Genomic DNA, 20,272 nt, shown 5'->3' with positions numbered 1-20,272 from the left:
CTATTTCTTTTCATCGGGGTTGACTTCAGTAAAGTCACCATCAACGGTATTGTCGCCATTTTGATCATCTTTTGCTGTTGCATCTGCTCCAGCTTGATTCTTTTGAGCTTCTTGAGCTTGTTGATACAACTTAACTGATAAGTCTTGGATAATCTTATTCAAGTCATCCTTCTTAGTCTTCATTGCTTCTAGATCATTATCAGTTTGGGCCTTCTTCAAAGCTTCCTTGGCATCTTTAGCCTTTTGGATTTCTTCTTCTGGAACCTTATCTTTCATTTCATCTAAGGTCTTATCCGTTGTGAATAATAATTGATCAACTTCGTTGCGTAAGTCAGCTTCTTCTTTCCGCTTCTTGTCAGCAGCTTCGTTTTCCTTAGCTTCATTCTTCATCCGTTCGATTTCTTCATCGGATAAACCTGAAGAACTCTTAATTGTGATCTTTTGCGACTTACCAGTTCCCAAATCCTTAGCCGAAACATTGACAATTCCGTTCTTATCGATATCAAATTTAACTTCAATTTGTGGAACGCCCCGCGGAGCAGCTGGAATATCGGTTAATTGGAAACGACCTAAAGTCTTGTTGTCAGCAGCCATTGACCGTTCACCTTGTAAAACATGGATATCAACGGCAGGTTGGTTATCAGCAGCGGTTGAGAAGACTTGGGACTTGCTAGTTGGAATAGTTGTGTTGCGGTCGATTAACTTCGTTGAAACTCCACCCATGGTTTCAATTCCTAAGGATAACGGAGTTACATCCAGTAAGACAACATCTTTAACGTCTCCGGTAATCACACCACCTTGAATTGCAGCACCTAAAGCAACTGCTTCGTCAGGGTTAATAGAATGGTCTGGTTCTTTACCTGTCCACTTTTGAACTGCTTCTTGGACTGCGGGAATCCGGGTGGAACCACCATTTAAGATCACTTTGTCAACTTCAGAACTACTTAAACCAGCATCTTTCAAAGCATTTTCAACCGGAATCCGAGTCTTTTCAACTAGATCAGCGGTTAATTCGTTAAACTTCGCTCTGGACAAAGTTCTTTGCAAATGCAAAGGACCATTATCGCCGGCAGAAATGAATGGTAAGCTGATTTCGGTTTCTGATACACCAGATAAATCTTTCTTAGCTTTTTCAGCAGCATCTTTCAAACGTTGCAAAGCCATTTTATCTTGGGATAAGTCAATGCCGTTTTCGGATTTAAATTCAGCTACTAACCAATCCATAACTGCATTATCAAAGTCATCCCCACCAAGATGAGTATCACCATTGGTCGACAAAACTTGGAAGACGCCATCGCCTAATTCCAAGATGGAAACGTCAAAGGTTCCTCCACCAAGGTCATAAACTAAAACTTTTTCGTCAGCATCACTTTTGTCCAAACCATAAGCTAAAGCTGAAGCGGTTGGTTCGTTGATGATCCGCTTAACATCTAGACCCGCAATCTTTCCGGCATCTTTAGTTGCTTGCCGTTGAGAGTCATTGAAGTAAGCTGGAACCGTGATAACCGCTTCGGTAACTTCTTCGCCTAAATACTTTTCCGAAAAGTTCTTGATGTGTTGCAAGATCATCGCGGAGATTTCTTGAGGTGTATATTCTTTGTCGTTAACTTTAACTTTGTAACCTGCTTCGCCGATGTGCCGCTTGATTGAAGAAACTGTATTCGGGTTCGTGATTGCTTGCCGCTTGGCAACTTCACCGACTTGGGTTTCCCCATCTTTAAAAGCGACCACTGAAGGTGTTGTCCGACCCCCTTCAGGGTTAGCAATAATCTTAGGTTCGCCGCCTTCGAGAACTGCAACGGCAGAGTTCGTGGTTCCTAAATCAATTCCAATAATTTTTGACATTAATTTGACCTTCCTTATTTTTAGCTTATTGCGCTACGATAACCATACTTGGTCTTAAAACGCGATCCTTTAGTTGATATCCCGCCTGCAAAACTTCAACAATTGTTTCGGCTGGATGTTCTTTCGTCGCTGGTACCGTCTGTACAGCTTGATGGACATGAGGATCAAAAGTTTCACCAGCGGCTTTAATTTCTTCAATTCCGTTCTCAGCTAAAGCTTGTTGAAGATGCTTCAAAACCATCTTTACTCCCGTAACTAAACCAGAATCAGCTTGGGCATCATCTGCGGCCTGCAAAGCTCGCTCTAGATTATCTAGCGACGGTAGGATGGCGGTTGCCAACTTTTGACCATTATATTTAAGCAACGCCGCCTGTTCCATTTCGCTGTGGCGCTTAATATTTTGAATTTCTGCTTGGGCCCGCAAATATTGGTCCTTGCTGGCACCTAATTCTTTTTCTAATTCTTGATTCTTATCTAATAACTTATCAACGATTTCATTTTCTTGGGGATCTGTTTCAACTTCAGTTTCTGCCGTTGTGGCTTCTGCCGTATTTTCCACATCTTTGGGCTCAGCTGTAGCATCGAGATCCTTTTCCGAAGGAAATTCGTTTTGATCGATATCTTTTTTTGTCAAGGTGTCTTCTCCTAACTGGAATTGCCATTTAATTCATTAAAGTAGTCATTTAACTGCTTGGCTAACTCTTGGCTTAAGGAAGCAATAAGCCCAATCAACTGCGAGTAAGGCATATTGGTCGGACCTAGTAACGCAATCGTCCCTTGACCATACTCATCAACTCCATAACGAGCCGTAATTAAACTATAATTACCTAACGCTTGCGGATCCAATTCATAGCCCAAGTGGACGCGAATTGGCGAAGACTCATCGACTGTTCGATCATCATCAAACTCTAATAACTTGGCTAAATAATGATCACTATCAAACAAAGAGTAAAGATACTTTAGATTAGAGCTATTATGAGCATCAACATAATTAAACAAATTAGACTTACCATCAACGAAGAAATGGTCACTTAAAACCTGTTGAACAATATTATCAAACATTGCCAAGAAACTATCAGGCATCTGTGAATATCGTTCGATCAGTTCCAAAAAGTCAGTTTGTAAACGTTGTTGTAAATGCTCTAAAGTTTCACCGACCAATTGGTCGTTAATTAAACGAACTAATTTTTCCAACTGATCAATATCAACTTCCGGCGGTAATTTATAAACTTGGTTATAAACATCACCATTACTAATAACAATAATCGCCATTATCTGTTGTCCACCCAGAGGAACAATCCGAAAACTAGTCAGCTTCGTCTGTTTACTCTCAGGTCCTAAGGCAATGGCTGTATAACTAGTTAAAGTTGATAAAATCTTCGCCGACTGAGCCACAATTTCATCAATCCGGTTAAATTGTTGTTTCGCAAAATCCAACTGAATCAACTCGCTGGTTTGATCAGAAATATGGATTGGGTGCAACAAATTATCTAAATAATAGCGATAACCCTGGACTGAAGGAATCCGCCCAGAAGACAGATGAATCTTTTCAATTAGATGTAACTGCTCCAAATGCATCATGTCGTTACGAATGGTTGCCGAGCTGACATGGGTGGGTAATAAATCCATTAAGGCCTTAGACCCTACTGGTTGCCCGGTATCAATATATTGCTGAACAATCGCTTTTAAAACTAATGCTTGACGATCGGTTATCAAAACAAATCACCTCGCTTTTAGCACTCTAATTATATGAGTGCTAACAATGTAAAATATAGCAATCTCTTGGCACTCTGTCAAGACGATTGCTACTATTTTTGGAAATATTTTTGTGTTTGGGCCCGATCATGGTTCATTTGTTGAATTAATTCGGTTTGATTCGCAAATTTAATCTCCGAACGTAGGTAGGATAACCACTCGATTCTCACCTGTTGATCATAAATATTTTGGCTGAAATCTAACAGATTAGCTTCCACTGTAACTGGATTGTCTCCCAGTTCAAAGGTTACATTACGCCCGATAGAGGTCATCGCGGGATGCCAAGTTCCCTGAACTTGAACCCGAGTAATATAAACTCCCTCCGCAGGTAGTAGCTGTTCTGCCGGAATTTGTAAATTAGCCGTCGGGAAGCCTAATTGCCGACCGACTCGGCGACCATGAGCTACAATTCCTGTATTCTGGTAATTATAACCTAATAAGAGATTCGCCTGTTCTGGCTGTTTTTGCAACAAACATTGTCGAATCTTTGTTGACGAGATCTTTTCTTGCTCAAATTGCAACTTGGGTATTTGGACTACCTGAAATTGATCTTGGGCCAATTGCGGTAAAGTCGTCATATTGGCTAACTTTTGGGGACCAAAGGTCCAATCAAATCCGGCAACCAAGGTATCTAAGTTTAATTGCTCTAAAACTTCTTCCACGAACGCCCTCGGAGCTAGGTGAGAAAATTGCGCATTAAACTCAGCAATGTAAACAAGATCAACGCCTAATTCCTGAAAAAGGTGTAATTTACGTTTTAGAGGTGATAAATATTGATAAGCAATTCCTTTATTTTTCCCATAAACTAAAGAAGGATGGCGATCAAAGGTCAAAACAGCACTCACTAAGCCTTTCGTTTGAGCTAGGCGAATGGCTGTTTTAATAACATTCTGGTGTCCAAGATGAACACCATCAAAAAAGCCGGCGGCGAGAACTTGCTTTTTCGGATCCAGCTGCGGTCTTTGAGGATAGCGCAAAGTTTGCACTTGCATAAGTTTCACCTGTCATTTTTTAGTAGCATTAATTCTGGATAATAATAATTATCTTGGCGGCGATAAATAGCCTTGGTTACACCTTGCCAAGTTAACTTTAATTTTGGAGCTGTCTGCTTAGGCAAATCAAGCCAACGACCATTTTGCACTTGGGTCCAAGCATCTGCCGTCAGTTCTACTTGCGGATAGTCAGGAAAGACTTGCGTAATTGGTAATAAAAAGTCGGTTCTCTTTTCAGCCATCGCCGCAGCAATCTCCGCTAAAGTTACCGTTTGTGCTAATTGGAACCCTCCACCCTGGATCCGAGTCAACTGACTCATATGGGCCGGAAAACCAAGTTTTTCTCCTAATTGAACAGCAAGGGTTCGAATATAAGTCCCCTTTGAACATTCAACTTCAAAATCAAGTAATTCAATTTGCTCAGCAGCTTGATACTCTGGTTCTTTAATTAAGTCTAAGCGATAAATCTCAATTTCTCGCTGGGGACGTTCGACAAATTCATGCGCCCGGGCATATTCATAAAGATGACGTCCATTAACCTTGACTGCCGAATATAAGGGAGGAATTTGGGTTAAAGGTCCAGTTAATTCCTGTAAGGCGGTTAAAACTTCAGCTTGAGGAATTGCTTTTAAAACTGGTTTTTGAGCAACTACTTCCCCGCTAGCATCTTCAGTAGTCGTTGCCGTTCCCAAACTAGCTTGACCACGATAAACTTTGGCAGAATTTAATAAATAATTGACTAACTTAGTGGCTTGACCAACACAAATCACTAAGACTCCATCAACATCGGGGTCTAAAGTTCCCGTATGACCGATTTTTTTCTCATGGAGCAATTTACGTAATTGATAAACACAGGCCCCACTGGTCATTTGTCGGGGCTTATATAGCGGAATAATTCCGTTTAACATTGAGTCACCTCATTAAAGATACGTTTCAAATTATACCATATTTAAAACCATTTAAAATCGCAAAAAAGACCGGTTCCCCGGTCTTAGTCGTTCTCTTATTGGTCGGAACGTTTAAGGTCCCGAATTAGTTGATCAATATGCTCTCCATAACGTACGGAGTCATCTTGTTTAAAAATTAAGCTTGGAGTTTTATAAATTGACAGGCGGTGTCCCAATTCGCGCCGAATTAGACCCTGCGCCCGATCTAACCCAGCTTGCGCTTGCTCAGCTGCCCGCGCCGTATCCGCTAGAAGACTGAAATAAATCGTGGCTTGTTGCAAATCGCCAGTTACCTCAACTCCCGTAATCGTAATTCCCTGGACCCGGGGATCTCGGACGTGCTTTAGCAAGATATCATTAACTTCTCGTTGAATCTCCTGCTCTAAACGTCCCACACGATACTTCATGGAATCACCTCTTTTTCCTACTAATGCTTACTTAACTGGAACTTCTTGCATGATATAGGCTTCAATTTGATCATCTACTTTAAGATCATTGTAGTCTTCAATCATGATTCCGCATTCAAAGCCTTGCTTAACTTCTTTAACGTTATCTTTAAATCGTTTCAGAGAAGCCAATTTACCTTCGTAAATTACGATTCCATTCCGGATTAAGCGCACGCCACTTTCCCGGGCAATGGAACCCGAATCAACGATACAACCCGCAATAGTTCCTAATTTCGACACTTTATAAATTTCACGGACAGTTAGATTTCCAGTTACTTTTTCTTCGTAAACTGGTTCTAACATTCCCTTCATCGCCGATTCAATTTCGTCGATAGCCTTATAAATCACATTATGCAAACGAATATCAACTTTGGCTTCATCAGCCTGCATTTTTGCTTGGTTAGTTGGCCGCACATTAAAGCCGATGATAATTGCCCCACTAGCTGAAGCTAAGGTTACATCACTTTCATTAATTGCTCCAACAGCTGCGTGAATGATATTGACACTAACTCCTTCAACATCAATCTTTTCTAAACTATTTCGTAAAGCTTCCACAGAACCTTGGACATCACCTTTAATTACAACATCGACTTTCTTCATGTTGTTTTGTTTCATGGTATCAAACAAGTTATCTAAGGTTACGGCATTGGTCCGCTTCCGTTCTTCAATTTGGGCTAGCTTAGCCCGTTCTTCACCGGCAGCCCGAGCGGTCTTCTCATCTTCAAAGACCACAAATTTATCAGCCGATTGAGGAACATCATTCAGGCCAGTAACCATCACTGGTTGTGATGGGACTGCTTCTTTAATCTGTTTGCCTAAGTCGTTAGTCATCATTCGAACCCGGCCAAAGGTATTTCCAACCACGATTGGGTCACCTTTGTGTAAAGTTCCTTGTTGAACTAATAAACTGGCCACGGGGCCACGACCTTTGTCCAAACGAGCTTCAATAACCGTTCCGACAGCACGTTGTTCCGGATTAGCTTGTAATTCCAAAACATCAGCTTCTAATAAAATCATCTGCAACAAATCTTCAATTCCGGTCCCTTGCTTAGCCGAAATATTGACAAAGATCGTATCCCCACCATAATCTTCCGGAATCAGTTCATACTGCATCAATTTCTCGATTACATGTTGCGGATTGGCGTCAGGTTTATCAATTTTATTAATTGCCACAATAATTGGATCATTAGCCGCTTTAGCGTGATTAATTGCTTCAATAGTTTGCGGCATAACTCCATCATCGGCAGCTACTACTAAGATGACGATATCAGTGATATCCGCCCCCCGAGCCCGCATATTGGAAAAGGCAGCATGTCCTGGAGTATCTAAGAAAGTGATCAAACGATCATCTAATTCTACTTGATAAGCCCCGATATGTTGGGTAATTCCTCCCGCTTCGCCAGCAGTTACGTGACTGTTGCGTAAACGGTCCAAAAGAGTAGTTTTTCCGTGATCGACGTGTCCCATAATGGTGACTACTGGCGGTCTTTGGGCTAAATTATCAGTATTTTTCGTTTCAGCTTCAAAGAAGTTATCTAAGTCGGTGATATCTTCTTCAATTTTTTCTTGACTTTCAATTCCATAATCAGTAGCCAAAAGTTCAATTGTATCCTTATCGAGGGATTGGTTTTGGTTAACCATCACTCCGAGCATGAACAATTTCTTAACGATTTCTGCTGGTTCCCGGTGCAAAATTTTCCCTAAATCTTGAGCATTCATCCCGACACTAAATTCCAAAACTTCTGGTAATGGTCGTTCTTTACGCTGTGGCATTGGCTTTCTCGGTTGAGAAACTTGTTGCTTCCGCATTTTTTTCTTGTTTCGATGTTTAGGGCGATTGCGATAGTCAACCCGTTCATTTTTACGACGATTATTGGTAAATTGCTTTGGCCGACTTTCTGTCGTCTTTTCTTTAGTTGGTGTCGTCGTAGCTGCAGTTGGCGTTGCTTGAGGAGTTACTTTAGAGGCTGCAGTTGGCCGTGGTCGATTAGAATGCTGATTTTGACTTTGACTTTGATTAGGCCGACTATTGCGACTAGTCGTTGTTGGCTTATGATTTGAATTGACATTATTGCGGCGCTGATGATCATTATTTTGACTATGATTTGGTTTTTGAGCCGGCTTTTGCCGTGAACGATCAATTTGTTCTACAGAAGCTTGGGCATTTTGTTTATACTGAGCCAAATGCTTTCTGCCGGCACTTGCCCGATTAATCATCGATGAGCGATGATCATTATTCGCATTGCTACGATTGCGCCGATTCCGGTCTTGATTACGGTTATTAGGCCGACTATTGGTCCGACTTTTTTGATTATTGGAATTCCCATTGCTACCATTGCGATTATTACCATTTTGGTTGTTATTGTTAGTATTGCTGTTATGGGAATTATTTGGGGTTGTTTTCTTTTCCAAATGTCTAATTGCGGTCACCTTAATTTTAGTTTTTCCAGAATTATCCTGCCGCTCGCGCCGCGAGGAGTTGCTGGTTTGTACTTGGGCACGATCTTGCGTTTTGGCAGGAGCCTTCTTTGCTTGGGGATGCTGCACCAACTTAGTTAACTGTTGCGCTTGCTGGTCCTCTAAAACTGCCATATGTGAGGAAACCATGACGTGGTTTTTCCGCGCCAAATCAACTAAATCTTTACTAGGAATAGACAGCTCTTTAGCTAGTTCATAAACACGTTTTTTTCCCATAAATTCACGCTCCTTAATTACTTCTCTGTCATTAATTGTACAAAACGCTTCGCAAACCCCCGATCAGTTACGGCAACGGTCTTCCGCCAGGAGCCGATTGCGGTACTTAGTTGATTTTGATTAAAACGTTCTGTATAAGGAATTTGCTGCTTTTGGAGATAAAACTTGAGTTCTTTGGCTGCTCCAGCGCCGGTATCATTACTTAAAAAAACAAACTGGGCTTGGCGATTCTTAATCGCTGCTAAAACCAAATCTTGACCAGTCACTAATTTCCGGGCGCGGCAGGCTAATCCAAGTAAACTTAAACTTGCATCAACCATCAGTGTTTCTTACCTAACTCGCCAAAGAGCTCAAAACGAGCCTGCTGATGCTCTACGTAGTCATATAATTCTTGATAAAAATCCGCGGATAATTGAACTTGGAGAACTCTGGCTAGGGTCTTTTGGGCCTGCGGAGATTGTAAAGCTTGCGCATCCAGACCAACATAAGCCCCTCGACCGGGCATCTTTCCAGACGGATCAATTGCTACTTTACCCTCTTTATTACGAACAATCCGGACCAGTTGCCTTTTGGGAACCATCTCATTATTCAAAACATTTTTCCGCATGGGAATTTTTCGCGGTTTCAAAGAATCACCACCCTTTAGGTTAAATTAATCGATTCCTTCTTCGTCAACTTCAGCGCCTGTTTCATCCACAAATTCCACTTCAGATTCAGGTTTAATATCTATCTTAAAACCGGTTAACTTAGCCGCTAGACGAGCATTCTGTCCTCGTTTACCGATTGCTAAAGACAAATGATAATCAGGAACAATTACAATGCAAGACTTGGGATTAGTCTCATCATCAAACTGAACCGCAATTACTTCAGCGGGATTCAAGGAGTTGGCAATAAAGTCTGATGGATCAGCTTCCCATTTAACAATATCGATATTTTCACCATTCAGTTCATCAACAACGGCTTGAACCCGTTGTCCCCGAGGACCAACGGTCGTTCCCACGGGATCAATATTGGAATTTTCTGAGCGCACTGCAATCTTCGTTCGATCGCCCGCTTCCCGCGCAATCGAGACGATTTCCACAGTTCCATCATAAATCTCGGGAACCTCTTGTTCAAATAAACGTTTAACTAAGCCCGGATTGGTCCGAGAAACGAAGACTTGCGCACCTTTAGTGGTATTTTCAACCTTTGCGACATAGACCTTTAAGCGCTCCTGCGGCCGATAAACTTCTCCGGGCAGCTGGTCACTATGTTCCATGACCGCTTCCACTCGACCAAAGCTAACATAAACATAACGATTGTCACTCCGCTCAACGGTTCCTTGGATAATCTCACCTTGATATTGGCTGTATTCATTGTAGATATTATTGCGTTCGGCCTCGCGAACTCGCTGCATAACAACCTGTTTGGCCGTTTGGGCAGCAATTCGCCCAAAGTTACTAGGGGTTACTTCATAATTGATGTGATCGCCAATTTCATAACCCTTACTAATTTGTTGGGCTTCGTCAAGACTGACCTCAAATTGAGAATCAGTGACTTCACTTACGACTTCCTTGACCGTATAAATATGGAAGTCGCCTTTTCGCTCATCAAAATTAACTTCCATGTGCTGTGACTGCCCATAATTTCTCTTATAAGCAGAAACTAAAGCTGCCTCCATGGCCTCAATAATAACTTCTTTAGAAATTCCTTTTTCCTTTTCTAAAGCTGTCAAGGCCCCAATTAACTCTTTACTCATTCAACTATATCCCCTAACTTTAAAACTCAATTGCTAAGCGAATTGCCGCAATGTTTTTTCTTGGAATTGTTAGTGTTTGGACTCGGGTTTTCACGCGATAAGTCAGGGTTAATTCTTGCTCCGTCAGATCCGTAAGCGTGCCTTCAAAAACCTTTTGTCCCGCCAACTTCTGGTATAAACTCAAATGAACATATTGTCCCTGGGCTCTTTGTAAATCGGCCTCGGTCTTCAAGGGGCGTTCGGCGCCGGGGGACGATACTTCAAGAAAATAAGCATTAGGAATTAGATCCGGATAATCAGCATCTAATTTTTCACTCACAATTTGGTTGACTAAAGCACATTCTTCAATATCAATTCCCGTCGGTTTATCGATATAAATTCGTAAATACCAACTAGAACCTTCTTTAACATACTCTAGATCAACTAAGTAAAAACCCTTTTGATCCAGAATGGGTTGAATCATTTCTGTTACCGTCTCTGTTACCGAACTCAATTGAGCACCCCTTAAATATCGAAATTCACTACTAATTACTAATAATTAGCGAGAGTTGCAATAAAAAGAGTGAGCATTCCTGCTCACTCGTCATATGAAATCAACTTATATTAATTATAAAATAAAATTATGCGACTTGCAAGAATAAGATTATCTCTACCTTTATTAGTGACTCTCTTGTTCCATAAATTGTTTTGCCGCACTTAAAGCTTTACTGCCATAAACAGTTGAGGGACCGCCACCCATCATAATTGCAACTTCTACAGTTTCAGCTAATTCACCCATTGTTGCACCATTTTTCAAAGCGGTTTTAACATGGGCCATAATGCAACCTTCACAACGATCGGCAATCGCAATTCCCAAAGCAATTAATTCTTTTTCTTTCACGGAAAGTTTTCCCGGCTTAATCACCTCTGCATGAAGTTGGCCGAACTTTTCCACCACAGCAGCACATTCCTGATTTAAGACACGGTAATCCGCATCATGATCAGCCTTCTCTTGTCGGTAGTCAAACATAGTTATGAACCTCTCTTTCTAATTAATAGTTTTGTCTCTTCTTAGTGTAACTCAAAAAAGCAACTAGAGGTAATTTAACCTTCAATTCCTCTTGAAGTAACTAAAAATTGCGGACAAATATCAAACTCTTCTTGCGGCCAAGTTGCAGTAGCAAATTCTAAGATTGGCGGGACCAAAGCCATCGTCAGTGCGGTTTGTTGGGCTAAGAAGCGATCATAATAACCGCCCCCAAAGCCCAGCCGGAGATGACTATCTCTGACAAAAGCAATTCCCGGAACAATAATTAAATCAAATTGTGTCGTCACTTGGTCAATCTCTAGGGGCGGTTCCCACAGACCCCAACGACTTTTCTCCAAGCAAGCTTGTTGGGTATAGGGTAAAAAAGCCAATTGCCGATGAGGCAAAACCCGGGGTAAAAAGACTTCTTTGCCCGCTTGCCATGCCGCTTGAATTAAAGGGCGTGTGTCTACTTCTAGAGTTTGACTCATGGTGAGCGCGATTCGTTGAGCTTCTTGCCAACGAGAATCAGCAAGTAATTCTTGCGCTAAAGTCTGGCCAGCTTTTTTTAAGGTTTGAGGATTTTGCCGTAACAATTGCTGTTGTTGTTGACGTACCTGTTCTTTAGTAAACATTTCGCCGTCCTTTTCCCTAAGCAATTCGAGTCTGTTTCTCTAAAATTAAAAAAGAGAGAGTTGATTTTCATCGGGCAAATCAGAAATTACTTGATTTTCGGTTAAATAATCAATAATCGTCTTCGAGACTTTACCCCGCTGGGCTAAATCTTCTTTTGATAAGAAAGGTTGTTCTTCGCGAGCAGCCACAATCTGTTTAGCTACGTTCACTCCTAAACTAGGTACCGCTACAAAAGGTGCCAGTAAAGTGTGATCATCAATAATCTTAAAGTTTAAGGAATCCGACCGTTCCAAATCGACCATTTTAATGGTGATTCCTCGTTCCAAACACTCGTTAGCAATTTCCAAAACAGTCAACAAACTTTTGTCCTTAGCCGTCGCTGCCATTCCTTCAGCTTCAATATTGCGAATGACATCCTTAACCGCTTCTTTCCCATGCGCCATGGCCTGTAAATCAAAACCATCAGCCCGGACAGAAAAGTAAGTGCAATAGTAAATCGCCGGAAAATGAACTTTAAAGTAGGCAATTCGCAGAGCCATCATGATATAAGCTGTGGCATGAGCTTTAGGGAACATATATTTAATTTTTAAACAGGATTCAATATACCAATCAGGAATTTGCGGATTTTGCCGCATTTCATCTTGCCAATCATCAGGGATTCCTTTTCCCTTTCGCACATGTTCCATAATCTGGAACGCCGTTCCCGGTTCCATTCCCCAGTGGATTAAGTCCAGCATGATGTTATCTCGACAACCAATAACTTCTTTCAAAGTCACGATTCCCTGTTTAATATATTCTTCCGCATTTCCTAACCAAACATCGGTTCCGTGCGATAAACCGGAAATTTGGAGTAATTCAGAAAAAGTTGTTGGATGGGTTTCTTCTAACATCCCTCGAACAAATTTTGTGCCAAATTCAGGAACACCTAGGGTTCCAGTCTGCGAGTTAATTTGTTCTGGAGTAACTCCCAGAGATTCCGTCCCCGAAAATAGTTGCATCACACCCGGATCATCAGTAGGGATTGTTTGAGGATCAATTCCCGAAAGGTCTTGGAGCATCCGAATCATCGTTGGATCATCATGACCCAGGATATCGAGCTTTAAAATATTGTCATGGATTGAGTGGAAATCAAAGTGAGTGGTTTTCCAGGCCGCCTTGAGATCATCCGCTGGATATTGAATCGGCGTAAAGTCATAAATATCCATATAGTCCGGCACAACAATAATTCCCGCTGGATGTTGGCCTGTGGTTCGTTTAACCCCTGTGGATCCCATCGCTAGACGATCTTTTTCTGCTCCCCGAAATTTTTGGTCGGTTAATTCCTCATAATTGCTGACATAACCATAAGCAGTTCGATCAGCCACTGTACCAATCGTTCCGGCTCGAAAAACATGATCTTCCCCAAACAAAACTTTGGTATAGTTATGGGCCAACGGTTGGTAGTCACCCGAGAAATTCAAATCAATATCCGGAACTTTATCTCCATTAAAACCAAGGAAAGTTTCAAAAGGAATATCATGGCCATCTTTCTTGAGCCAAGTACCACATTGAGGACACTGCTTTTCTGGAAGGTCAAAACCAGAACCATATTCACCCTTGGTAAAGAATTCTGTATAGTGACACTTAGGGCAACGATAGTGTGGCGGCAAAGGATTAACTTCAGTGATTCCGGTCATTGTGGCCACTAAACTAGAACCCACAGATCCCCGCGAACCAACCAAGTAACCGTCTTTATTACTTTTGGCTACTAAACGTTGAGAAATTAAGTAAATCACCGAAAATCCATTACCAATAATACTTTTCAATTCTTTATCTAAACGAGCTTGAACAATTTCGGGAAGTTTTTCTCCATATAACTGTCGGGCCCGATTATAGGTTAAATCTTTAATTTCTTGTTCTGATCCGGGAATTTTGGGTGTATAAAGCTCATCTTTTACCGGGGTAATTGAGCCATCGATCCAATCTGCCACTTGCTGCGGATCTTGGATAACAATCTTTTGGGCGTCATCAGCACTCAACCAGTCAAAGGCAGCTAGCATCTCATCGGTGGTTTTGAAGTTTGCTAAAGGCAACTTCTGCCGTGCCAGAGGATTACTTTTCACAGCTTTGACAATGATATCGCGGTAAATCCGATCCGTTTCATTTAGATAGTGAACATCTCCACTAGCAACAACCGGTTTTTGTAAATCTTTTCCCAACTTGATAATATTGCTCAAAATTTCGTGAAGAGCCGTTGAATCACTAATTAATTGACTATCTAGGAGGGGTTGATAAATATCGGGGGGCATGACTTCTAAATAATCATAATACTGGGCTTTTTGGTAAGCTTCGGCATAACCTTTTTGCATCATACTTGTAAAGACTTCGCCCGAACTACAAGCTGAACCGACAACTAACCCTTCTCGATATTTGTTCAACAGATTTCGGGGAACTCGCGGAGTTCGGAAATAATAATCCGTCATGGAGGCGGAAATAACTTTAAATAGATTTTTCAGCCCCGCTTGGGTTTTCGCCAAAACGGTGGCGTGATAAGGTCGGGCTTGTTTATAGGCCTCGGCACCACCAAGATGGTCATTTAATTGGGAAACATTGTGGGTTTGATAACGTTGATTTAACTCAACAAGCAATTTGTACATCAAATAGCCGGTCGTCTCAGCATCAGAATTAGCCCGGTGATGATGTTCCAGTTTGATTTCATAACGTTTGGCTAAACTATCCAACTTATGATTTCGATATTCCGAGTGCAAAGTTCGCGACATTTCTAAGGTATCAATGACCGGAACTTGCACAGGTTCTAAGTTACAACGACTGCGAGCCGCATTTAAAAAACCGATATCAAAAGTTACATTGTGGCCTACTAAAATATCATCGCCCACAAAATCTTGAAATTTAACCATCGCTTCAGCTTCGGTATTACTATTATGAACCATGGCATCGGTGATGGAAGTCAAATTAATGGTTGTGGCGGACAAAGGGTGTCCGGGATCAATAAATTCATCAAACTCTGCTGTGACTTTTCCATCTTTCATTTTCACTGCTGCTAATTCAATAATTGAATCATAAACAGCTGATAGTCCCGTGGTTTCGACATCAAAAATGACATATTCAGCAGGCTCTAATTCTTCATCACGTAAATTATAGGCAATAGGTTCCCCTTCATCGACTAAATTAACTTCAACCCCATAAATAATTTTTATGCCATACTTTTGTCCCGCACTATGAGCTTCGGGGAAAGATTGAGCAGTTGAATGATCGGTGATCGCAATCGCCGGTTGTCCCCAAGCTGCAGCCTGTTTAACCAGATCAGTTGTTGAAGCAATCGCATCCATTTGACTCATATTGGTATGGGTATGGAGTTCAATCCGCTTAGCGCTCGATTGGTCTTGGCGGCCCGCCTTTTGAATTAAATTTAAGTCAAAAGCATTAATGGTTAGTTCATGCGAATAATTATCTTCTTGAACTGAACCACGAACTTTAACCCAAACACCTTTATTAAAATTAGCAAAAACTTCATTACTATCACCATTCTTCGAGAACTTTTTAATCACAAAAGAAGATGTATAGTCCGTAACTTCCAAAATCAATAATTGCCGGCCCGAACGTAAATCGCGAACTTCACAACTAAAGACATAACCTTCCACAACCACCGACTGCTGTTCTTCGGTGATATCTTGCATTTTAGTAACCGGTATCTCAGCCGCAATCTTCTTGCCTAAAGACTGATTTTGCCTCCTTCCAGAAGCGGGAGCCTGAGCTTCTCTGGTCGCTTGCTTTTGCCGGACTTGGGTTACTAATTGTTGTTCTTGTTGAGCCTGTAGTTGATTGAGTTCAGCAATTTGACTTTGAATTTGGGAATCATCAACTAAAACTTGAATTTGGAAAGCCGGAAAGCCGAAGCGTTGATATTCTTTTTCAACTACTGATAAATATTTTTGACTTAAATAATCCTTTAAGACTTGATTATCTACGGTTAATAAGACTCGATGATCAACTAATTCAAGTCCTTTTTGACAAGCTAGTTCTTTCATCATAGAAGTTTTGGGACTAGTTCTTTGAATCACTGTGGCCCAATAATCATTCAATAATTCCTGATCAAACTCCGTTTGCCGAGCCTGGACTTGAAAATCGACGGTCTTTACTTGGGCAAAAACTTCTTGGAGTCGCGATTGTAAAGCCTGCCAAATCTTGTAAGGGAGGATTTGGTCAAATTCGAAAATAAAAGTCCATCGCTGAGATTCAGTATGGACTTCCACTTTTTTAATTTGCGCCGATTGAAATAAAGCTAATTCGCGTATCTCTGTGGGTAACTCCAATTGATCCATTAAAGTTACAAAAAGTTGATGTTTATCTTTTGCTGGCAAAAAACAGCCCCCAGTTTCTATTTATAATTTTTGAGTAAGATCCGCATTGATTCAATCAAATCGTTTTGATGAACTTCGATCGAATCTGCTTGATTCCGCAACTTAATTTCGGCAATTCCTTCAGCAGCTTTCTTACCGATTGTGATCCGAACTGGCAGTCCCATTAAATCAGATTCTGCAAACTTCACTCCTGCTCGTTCTTTGCGATCATCTACTAAGACAGAAAAACCAGCTTCCGTCAGCATCTGTTCGATTTCAGAACCTAAACACTGTTGATCTTCTTTTTTAGCATTGACTTCTACAACATGGACTTGGTAAGGAGCCAAAGCCCATGGCCAGACAATTCCATGATCGTCATTATGTTGTTCAATTACGGCGGAGAGCAGACGACTAATCCCAATCCCGTAACAACCCATAATGATTGGCTGTTGACGACCATTTTCGTCCAAGAAATTAGCAGCCATACTTTCAGAATATTTAGTTCCTAATTTAAAGATATGACCAATCTCAATTCCGCGTTTGAATTGCAGCTTTCCTTGTTGATCAGGAGAAACCTCACCTTCTTTAACCGTCCGAAAATCAAGATAATCACTCACTTGATAGTCACGATCGGGATTAACATTTTGCCAGTTTAAGCCGGCTTGGTTAGCCCCTGTCAAACTATTGCTCAAGTCTTGGGTTGATAAATCAGCCACAATTTTAACCTGCGTATTCATTTGGACAGGTCCTAAGAAACCAACTGCACTTTGAAAATCAGCCTTAATTTCAGCTTCATTAGCTGGCCGTAATTCCTGAGCCTGCAAAGCATTTTTCAGTTTAACTTCATTAACTTCGTAGTCACCCCGAATTAAAGCTAAAACCGGTTGATCATCAGCCATAAAAGCCATACTCTTGAGAATTTTGCTAGCAGAAACTTGATATTCGTCTGTCATATCTTCAACCGTATTCGCTCTGCTAGTAGCCACGGAAGTTAATTCGGCTGGTGCTTCTACTTGATTAGGAGCAATAATACTAGTTGCCATTTCCAGATTAGCAGCATAATCACTGCTATCTGAATAAACAATCGTATCTTCACCAATTGCAGCCATTGCCGAGAATTCCTTGGAGCCACTCCCCCCCATATCACCCGAATCACCTAGAATGACGCGGTAGTCTAAGCCGCAACGATCATAGATATTTCGATAAGCCTGTTCCATCTGGTCAAAAATTCGATCAAGATCAGTCCGATTAGCGGTGAAAGAATAAGCGTCTTTCATAATGAACTCTCGTCCTCGCAACAAGCCATAACGTGGGCGATCTTCATCGCGATACTTAGTCTGAATTTGGTAGAGAACTTTGGGAAGCTTCTTATAGGAATTTAAGACATTTTTCACCAAATAGGTAAAAGTTTCTTCGTGGGTAGGTCCTAAAATAAAGTCACGTTCATGACGATCTTGTAATTTGAATAAATTATCGCCATAAGTATCATAACGTCCACTCTGCCGCCATAAATCGGCTGGTAAAATTCCCGGCGTTAACATCTCAACCGCACCGATATTTTCCATTTCTTGGCGAATAATTTTTTCAATATTTTGTAAAACACGTAAAGCTAAGGGTAAATAAGCATACACTCCGGCGGAAATTTGATTAATATAACCGGCCCGAACCATCAACTGGTGGCTGATAGCTTCCGCATCTGTGGGGTTTTCTTTCAGGGTTGGAATCAAAACTTGTGATTGTTTCATAGACAGTCTCCTTTAACAATTATTTAATAAAAAAACGAGTAATATCATTCCAAGTTACAGCGACCATCAGTAGCAACAAAAAACCGACTCCCACTAGGTTAATGACCATTTCAGTCTTTGGTGAAACTGGTTTGCGACGCAAAGCTTCAATTAGATTCAAGAGGAGCTTTCCTCCATCTAAAGCCGGGATAGGCAATAAGTTCATAATACCTAGATTAATTGATAACCAAGCGATAAATAAGACAACTGATTTCCAACCTAAAGCGGCAACCTGAGAAGTTTCCGAGTAAATAGCCACCGGTCCTCCCAATTGGTTAAGGTTAAAACCTCCCGTGACCATTTGCTTTAAAGCCATAATAATGGTCATGATATTTTGTCCGGCGGAATAAAGGCCGTACTTGAAAGTTGCTCCCAGATCGGAATTTAGGGACTCAGTAATACCTAATTGACCCGTGCGTTGGCCACCTTGGCGAACTTCATTGAGACGAACTTGAACTGTCCGAATTTTTTTTTGCTTATCTTGAACTTTTAATTGAACTTTTTGCTTTGGGTAGCGGTTTAAGCTTTGGGAAAGTTGAGTCCAACTATTGATTTTCTTGTGGTTGACCTGCAAAATTCGCTCTCCCGGTTTGAGTTGAGCTTGGGCTGCTGGGGAGTGAGCAGTCACGGTTCCAACTTGATTAGAGTTGCTGGGGGCACCCCCCAACAAAAAAACGCCCAAGATCGAGACCAGAATCCCGAAAACAATATTATTAAACGGTCCGGCCAAGTTAGTTAAAAAACGATTCAATAAACTGGCCGAATTAAATTGAACATCACGCGGGGCAATCTGAAGTGCAGTACGATTTTGATCGACAATTACCGCATCATGATCAACTTCGAAGCGCCGCAAAGTTTCACTTTCATCCTGCAGATAACCCGTGATAAACAACTCTTCTTGTAAATCGCTTTGAGTTACTTGCAGGGGAATTAAAGTGGCATCATCATCTGCTCCCGAGCAATCTAAACATTCCACAACCCCAACTTCATTCAACTTTAAGCGAACTACTGTCCCCGGCTTGAGATCAGCATCGTCATCTTCTAAACCTGCCATCATAACATAACCACCCAAAGGTAAGAGCCGAATTGTGTAAAGGGTGTGATTTTTCGTATACGAGACCAACTTGGGGCCCATCCCAATTGAAAATTGACGCACTAAAATTCCGGATCTTTTGGCCCAATAATAGTGACCAAATTCGTGCACTAAGACAATTAACCCAAAAACAATAATAAAAGTAATAATCGCGGTCAAATGCTGATCCCCCTTAATAACTTAAATGAAGCCCAATGCGTGGATTAGTGGTAACACAAACAACATACTATCAAAACGGTCCAAAATCCCTCCATGGCCCGGTAAAATCTTTCCTGAATCTTTGACCCCATAATAACGTTTATAGGCTGATTCCACCAAATCACCAATTTGCCCAGCAACCGATAAAATAATAGTAATAATCACTAAATCCAAAACATTATTAGTCATTGTGGTCATATTAACATATTGATTTAATCCAAACATATAAATTAACGCGAAGAGAATAGCAGCAGCTACACCACCGATTGATCCTTCCCAAGTCTTATTGGGACTAATAGCAGGAAAGAGTTTGTGTTTGCCCCATAAGCGACCGATAAAATAAGCGCCACTATCAGTTACCCAGACTAAGATCATTCCAAATAAAAGTAAACTCAAGCCTCCGGCATCGGAGTTGCGAATTGTGGCCAAATAGTGAAAGCCATTACCAATATAAAACATTGATAAAATAGTCGTAGCAGCGTCTTCAAAGTTATAGCTATTCTTACTAAAAACCATGACGATCAATAAGAAAACTACAAAAGTATAGGCAATATCAAAACGGGAAAATCCGGCCGGGAGCCAAGTTAAAGCTTTTTCTGGTAAAGAAAGTAATAAGACTCCAATAGCGCCAATTACAAAGTCTAAAGAGACAATAATTCGTTTCCGCATAATATAGACTTCTGAGAGACCGACAATGGCAAGGACTGAAGCAGCAACATCAATCCAAACTCCCCCAGCGATAATGATGGGAATAAAAATTGCTAGGGCAACAATTGCTGTAATAATTCTTTTTTTCAA

Annotated in this window: 16 protein-coding genes and 1 pseudogene; all 17 read right to left on the bottom strand. The window is 41.1% G+C overall.

Annotated features, from left to right (window positions below; all coding sequences use genetic code 11):
- A complete protein-coding gene (gene dnaK / locus HU830_RS07755) occupies nt 1-1,845 on the bottom strand; it encodes a molecular chaperone DnaK (protein WP_176943205.1) in 1,845 nt (614 codons plus the stop codon).
- Between the two features lie 25 nt (nt 1,846-1,870).
- On the bottom strand, nt 1,871-2,479 hold the full coding sequence (grpE, locus tag HU830_RS07750; protein WP_176943204.1) for a nucleotide exchange factor GrpE: 609 nt from the start codon (nt 2,477-2,479) through the stop codon (nt 1,871-1,873).
- Nucleotides 2,480-2,490: 11 nt separating this feature from the next.
- Complete coding sequence (gene hrcA, locus HU830_RS07745) at nt 2,491-3,561, bottom strand: heat-inducible transcriptional repressor HrcA (RefSeq protein WP_176943203.1); 1,071 nt, start codon at nt 3,559-3,561, stop codon at nt 2,491-2,493.
- A 92-nt stretch (nt 3,562-3,653) separates the two neighbouring features.
- Complete coding sequence (ribF, locus tag HU830_RS07740) at nt 3,654-4,592, bottom strand: riboflavin biosynthesis protein RibF (RefSeq protein WP_176943202.1); 939 nt, start codon at nt 4,590-4,592, stop codon at nt 3,654-3,656.
- 5 nt (nt 4,593-4,597) lie between these two features.
- On the bottom strand, nt 4,598-5,500 hold the full coding sequence (truB, locus tag HU830_RS07735) for a tRNA pseudouridine(55) synthase TruB (protein WP_176943201.1): 903 nt from the start codon (nt 5,498-5,500) through the stop codon (nt 4,598-4,600).
- 95 nt (nt 5,501-5,595) lie between these two features.
- Nucleotides 5,596-5,946 carry a 30S ribosome-binding factor RbfA gene (rbfA, locus tag HU830_RS07730; RefSeq protein ID WP_176943200.1) on the bottom strand — a complete coding sequence of 117 codons (351 nt, stop codon included), beginning with the start codon at nt 5,944-5,946 and terminating at the stop codon, nt 5,596-5,598.
- A gap of 27 nt (nt 5,947-5,973) precedes the next feature.
- Entirely contained in the window at nt 5,974-8,679 is a 2,706-nt protein-coding gene (infB, locus tag HU830_RS07725; RefSeq protein ID WP_176943199.1) for a translation initiation factor IF-2, read from the bottom strand.
- A gap of 17 nt (nt 8,680-8,696) precedes the next feature.
- On the bottom strand, nt 8,697-8,999 hold the full coding sequence (locus HU830_RS07720) for a L7Ae/L30e/S12e/Gadd45 family ribosomal protein (protein ID WP_176943198.1): 303 nt from the start codon (nt 8,997-8,999) through the stop codon (nt 8,697-8,699).
- Nucleotides 8,999-9,307, bottom strand: coding sequence for an RNase P modulator RnpM (gene rnpM, locus HU830_RS07715; RefSeq protein WP_228765889.1), 309 nt, complete (start codon nt 9,305-9,307; stop codon nt 8,999-9,001). The genes HU830_RS07720 and rnpM overlap by 1 nt, the downstream gene beginning before the upstream one ends.
- A 60-nt stretch (nt 9,308-9,367) precedes the next feature.
- Nucleotides 9,368-10,417: pseudogene (gene nusA / locus HU830_RS07710) on the bottom strand (transcription termination factor NusA); the annotation flags it as partial.
- Between the two features lie 19 nt (nt 10,418-10,436).
- On the bottom strand, nt 10,437-10,910 hold the full coding sequence (gene rimP / locus HU830_RS07705; protein WP_176943196.1) for a ribosome maturation factor RimP: 474 nt from the start codon (nt 10,908-10,910) through the stop codon (nt 10,437-10,439).
- Between the two features lie 165 nt (nt 10,911-11,075).
- The gene (locus HU830_RS07700) at nt 11,076-11,426 is read right to left on the bottom strand and encodes a carboxymuconolactone decarboxylase family protein (protein ID WP_176943195.1); all 351 of its coding nucleotides are present in this window, start codon (nt 11,424-11,426) and stop codon (nt 11,076-11,078) included.
- A 74-nt stretch (nt 11,427-11,500) separates the two neighbouring features.
- On the bottom strand, nt 11,501-12,058 hold the full coding sequence (locus HU830_RS07695) for a 5-formyltetrahydrofolate cyclo-ligase (RefSeq protein WP_176943194.1): 558 nt from the start codon (nt 12,056-12,058) through the stop codon (nt 11,501-11,503).
- A 45-nt stretch (nt 12,059-12,103) separates the two neighbouring features.
- Complete coding sequence (locus HU830_RS07690) at nt 12,104-16,420, bottom strand: PolC-type DNA polymerase III (protein ID WP_267463558.1); 4,317 nt, start codon at nt 16,418-16,420, stop codon at nt 12,104-12,106.
- Nucleotides 16,421-16,437: 17 nt separating this feature from the next.
- Nucleotides 16,438-18,144 carry a proline--tRNA ligase gene (locus tag HU830_RS07685; RefSeq protein WP_176943193.1) on the bottom strand — a complete coding sequence of 569 codons (1,707 nt, stop codon included), beginning with the start codon at nt 18,142-18,144 and terminating at the stop codon, nt 16,438-16,440.
- A 19-nt stretch (nt 18,145-18,163) separates the two neighbouring features.
- Complete coding sequence (gene rseP / locus HU830_RS07680; RefSeq protein ID WP_176943192.1) at nt 18,164-19,435, bottom strand: RIP metalloprotease RseP; 1,272 nt, start codon at nt 19,433-19,435, stop codon at nt 18,164-18,166.
- Between the two features lie 21 nt (nt 19,436-19,456).
- Nucleotides 19,457-20,272, bottom strand: coding sequence for a phosphatidate cytidylyltransferase (locus HU830_RS07675; RefSeq protein WP_176943191.1), 816 nt, complete (start codon nt 20,270-20,272; stop codon nt 19,457-19,459).

Origin of the sequence: Bombilactobacillus apium (assembly GCF_013385145.1) — a bacterium.
Taxonomy (GTDB): domain Bacteria; phylum Bacillota; class Bacilli; order Lactobacillales; family Lactobacillaceae; genus Bombilactobacillus; species Bombilactobacillus apium.
Note: the sequence above shows the minus strand (reverse complement) of the source record. Positions and strands in the feature narration are given on the sequence as shown.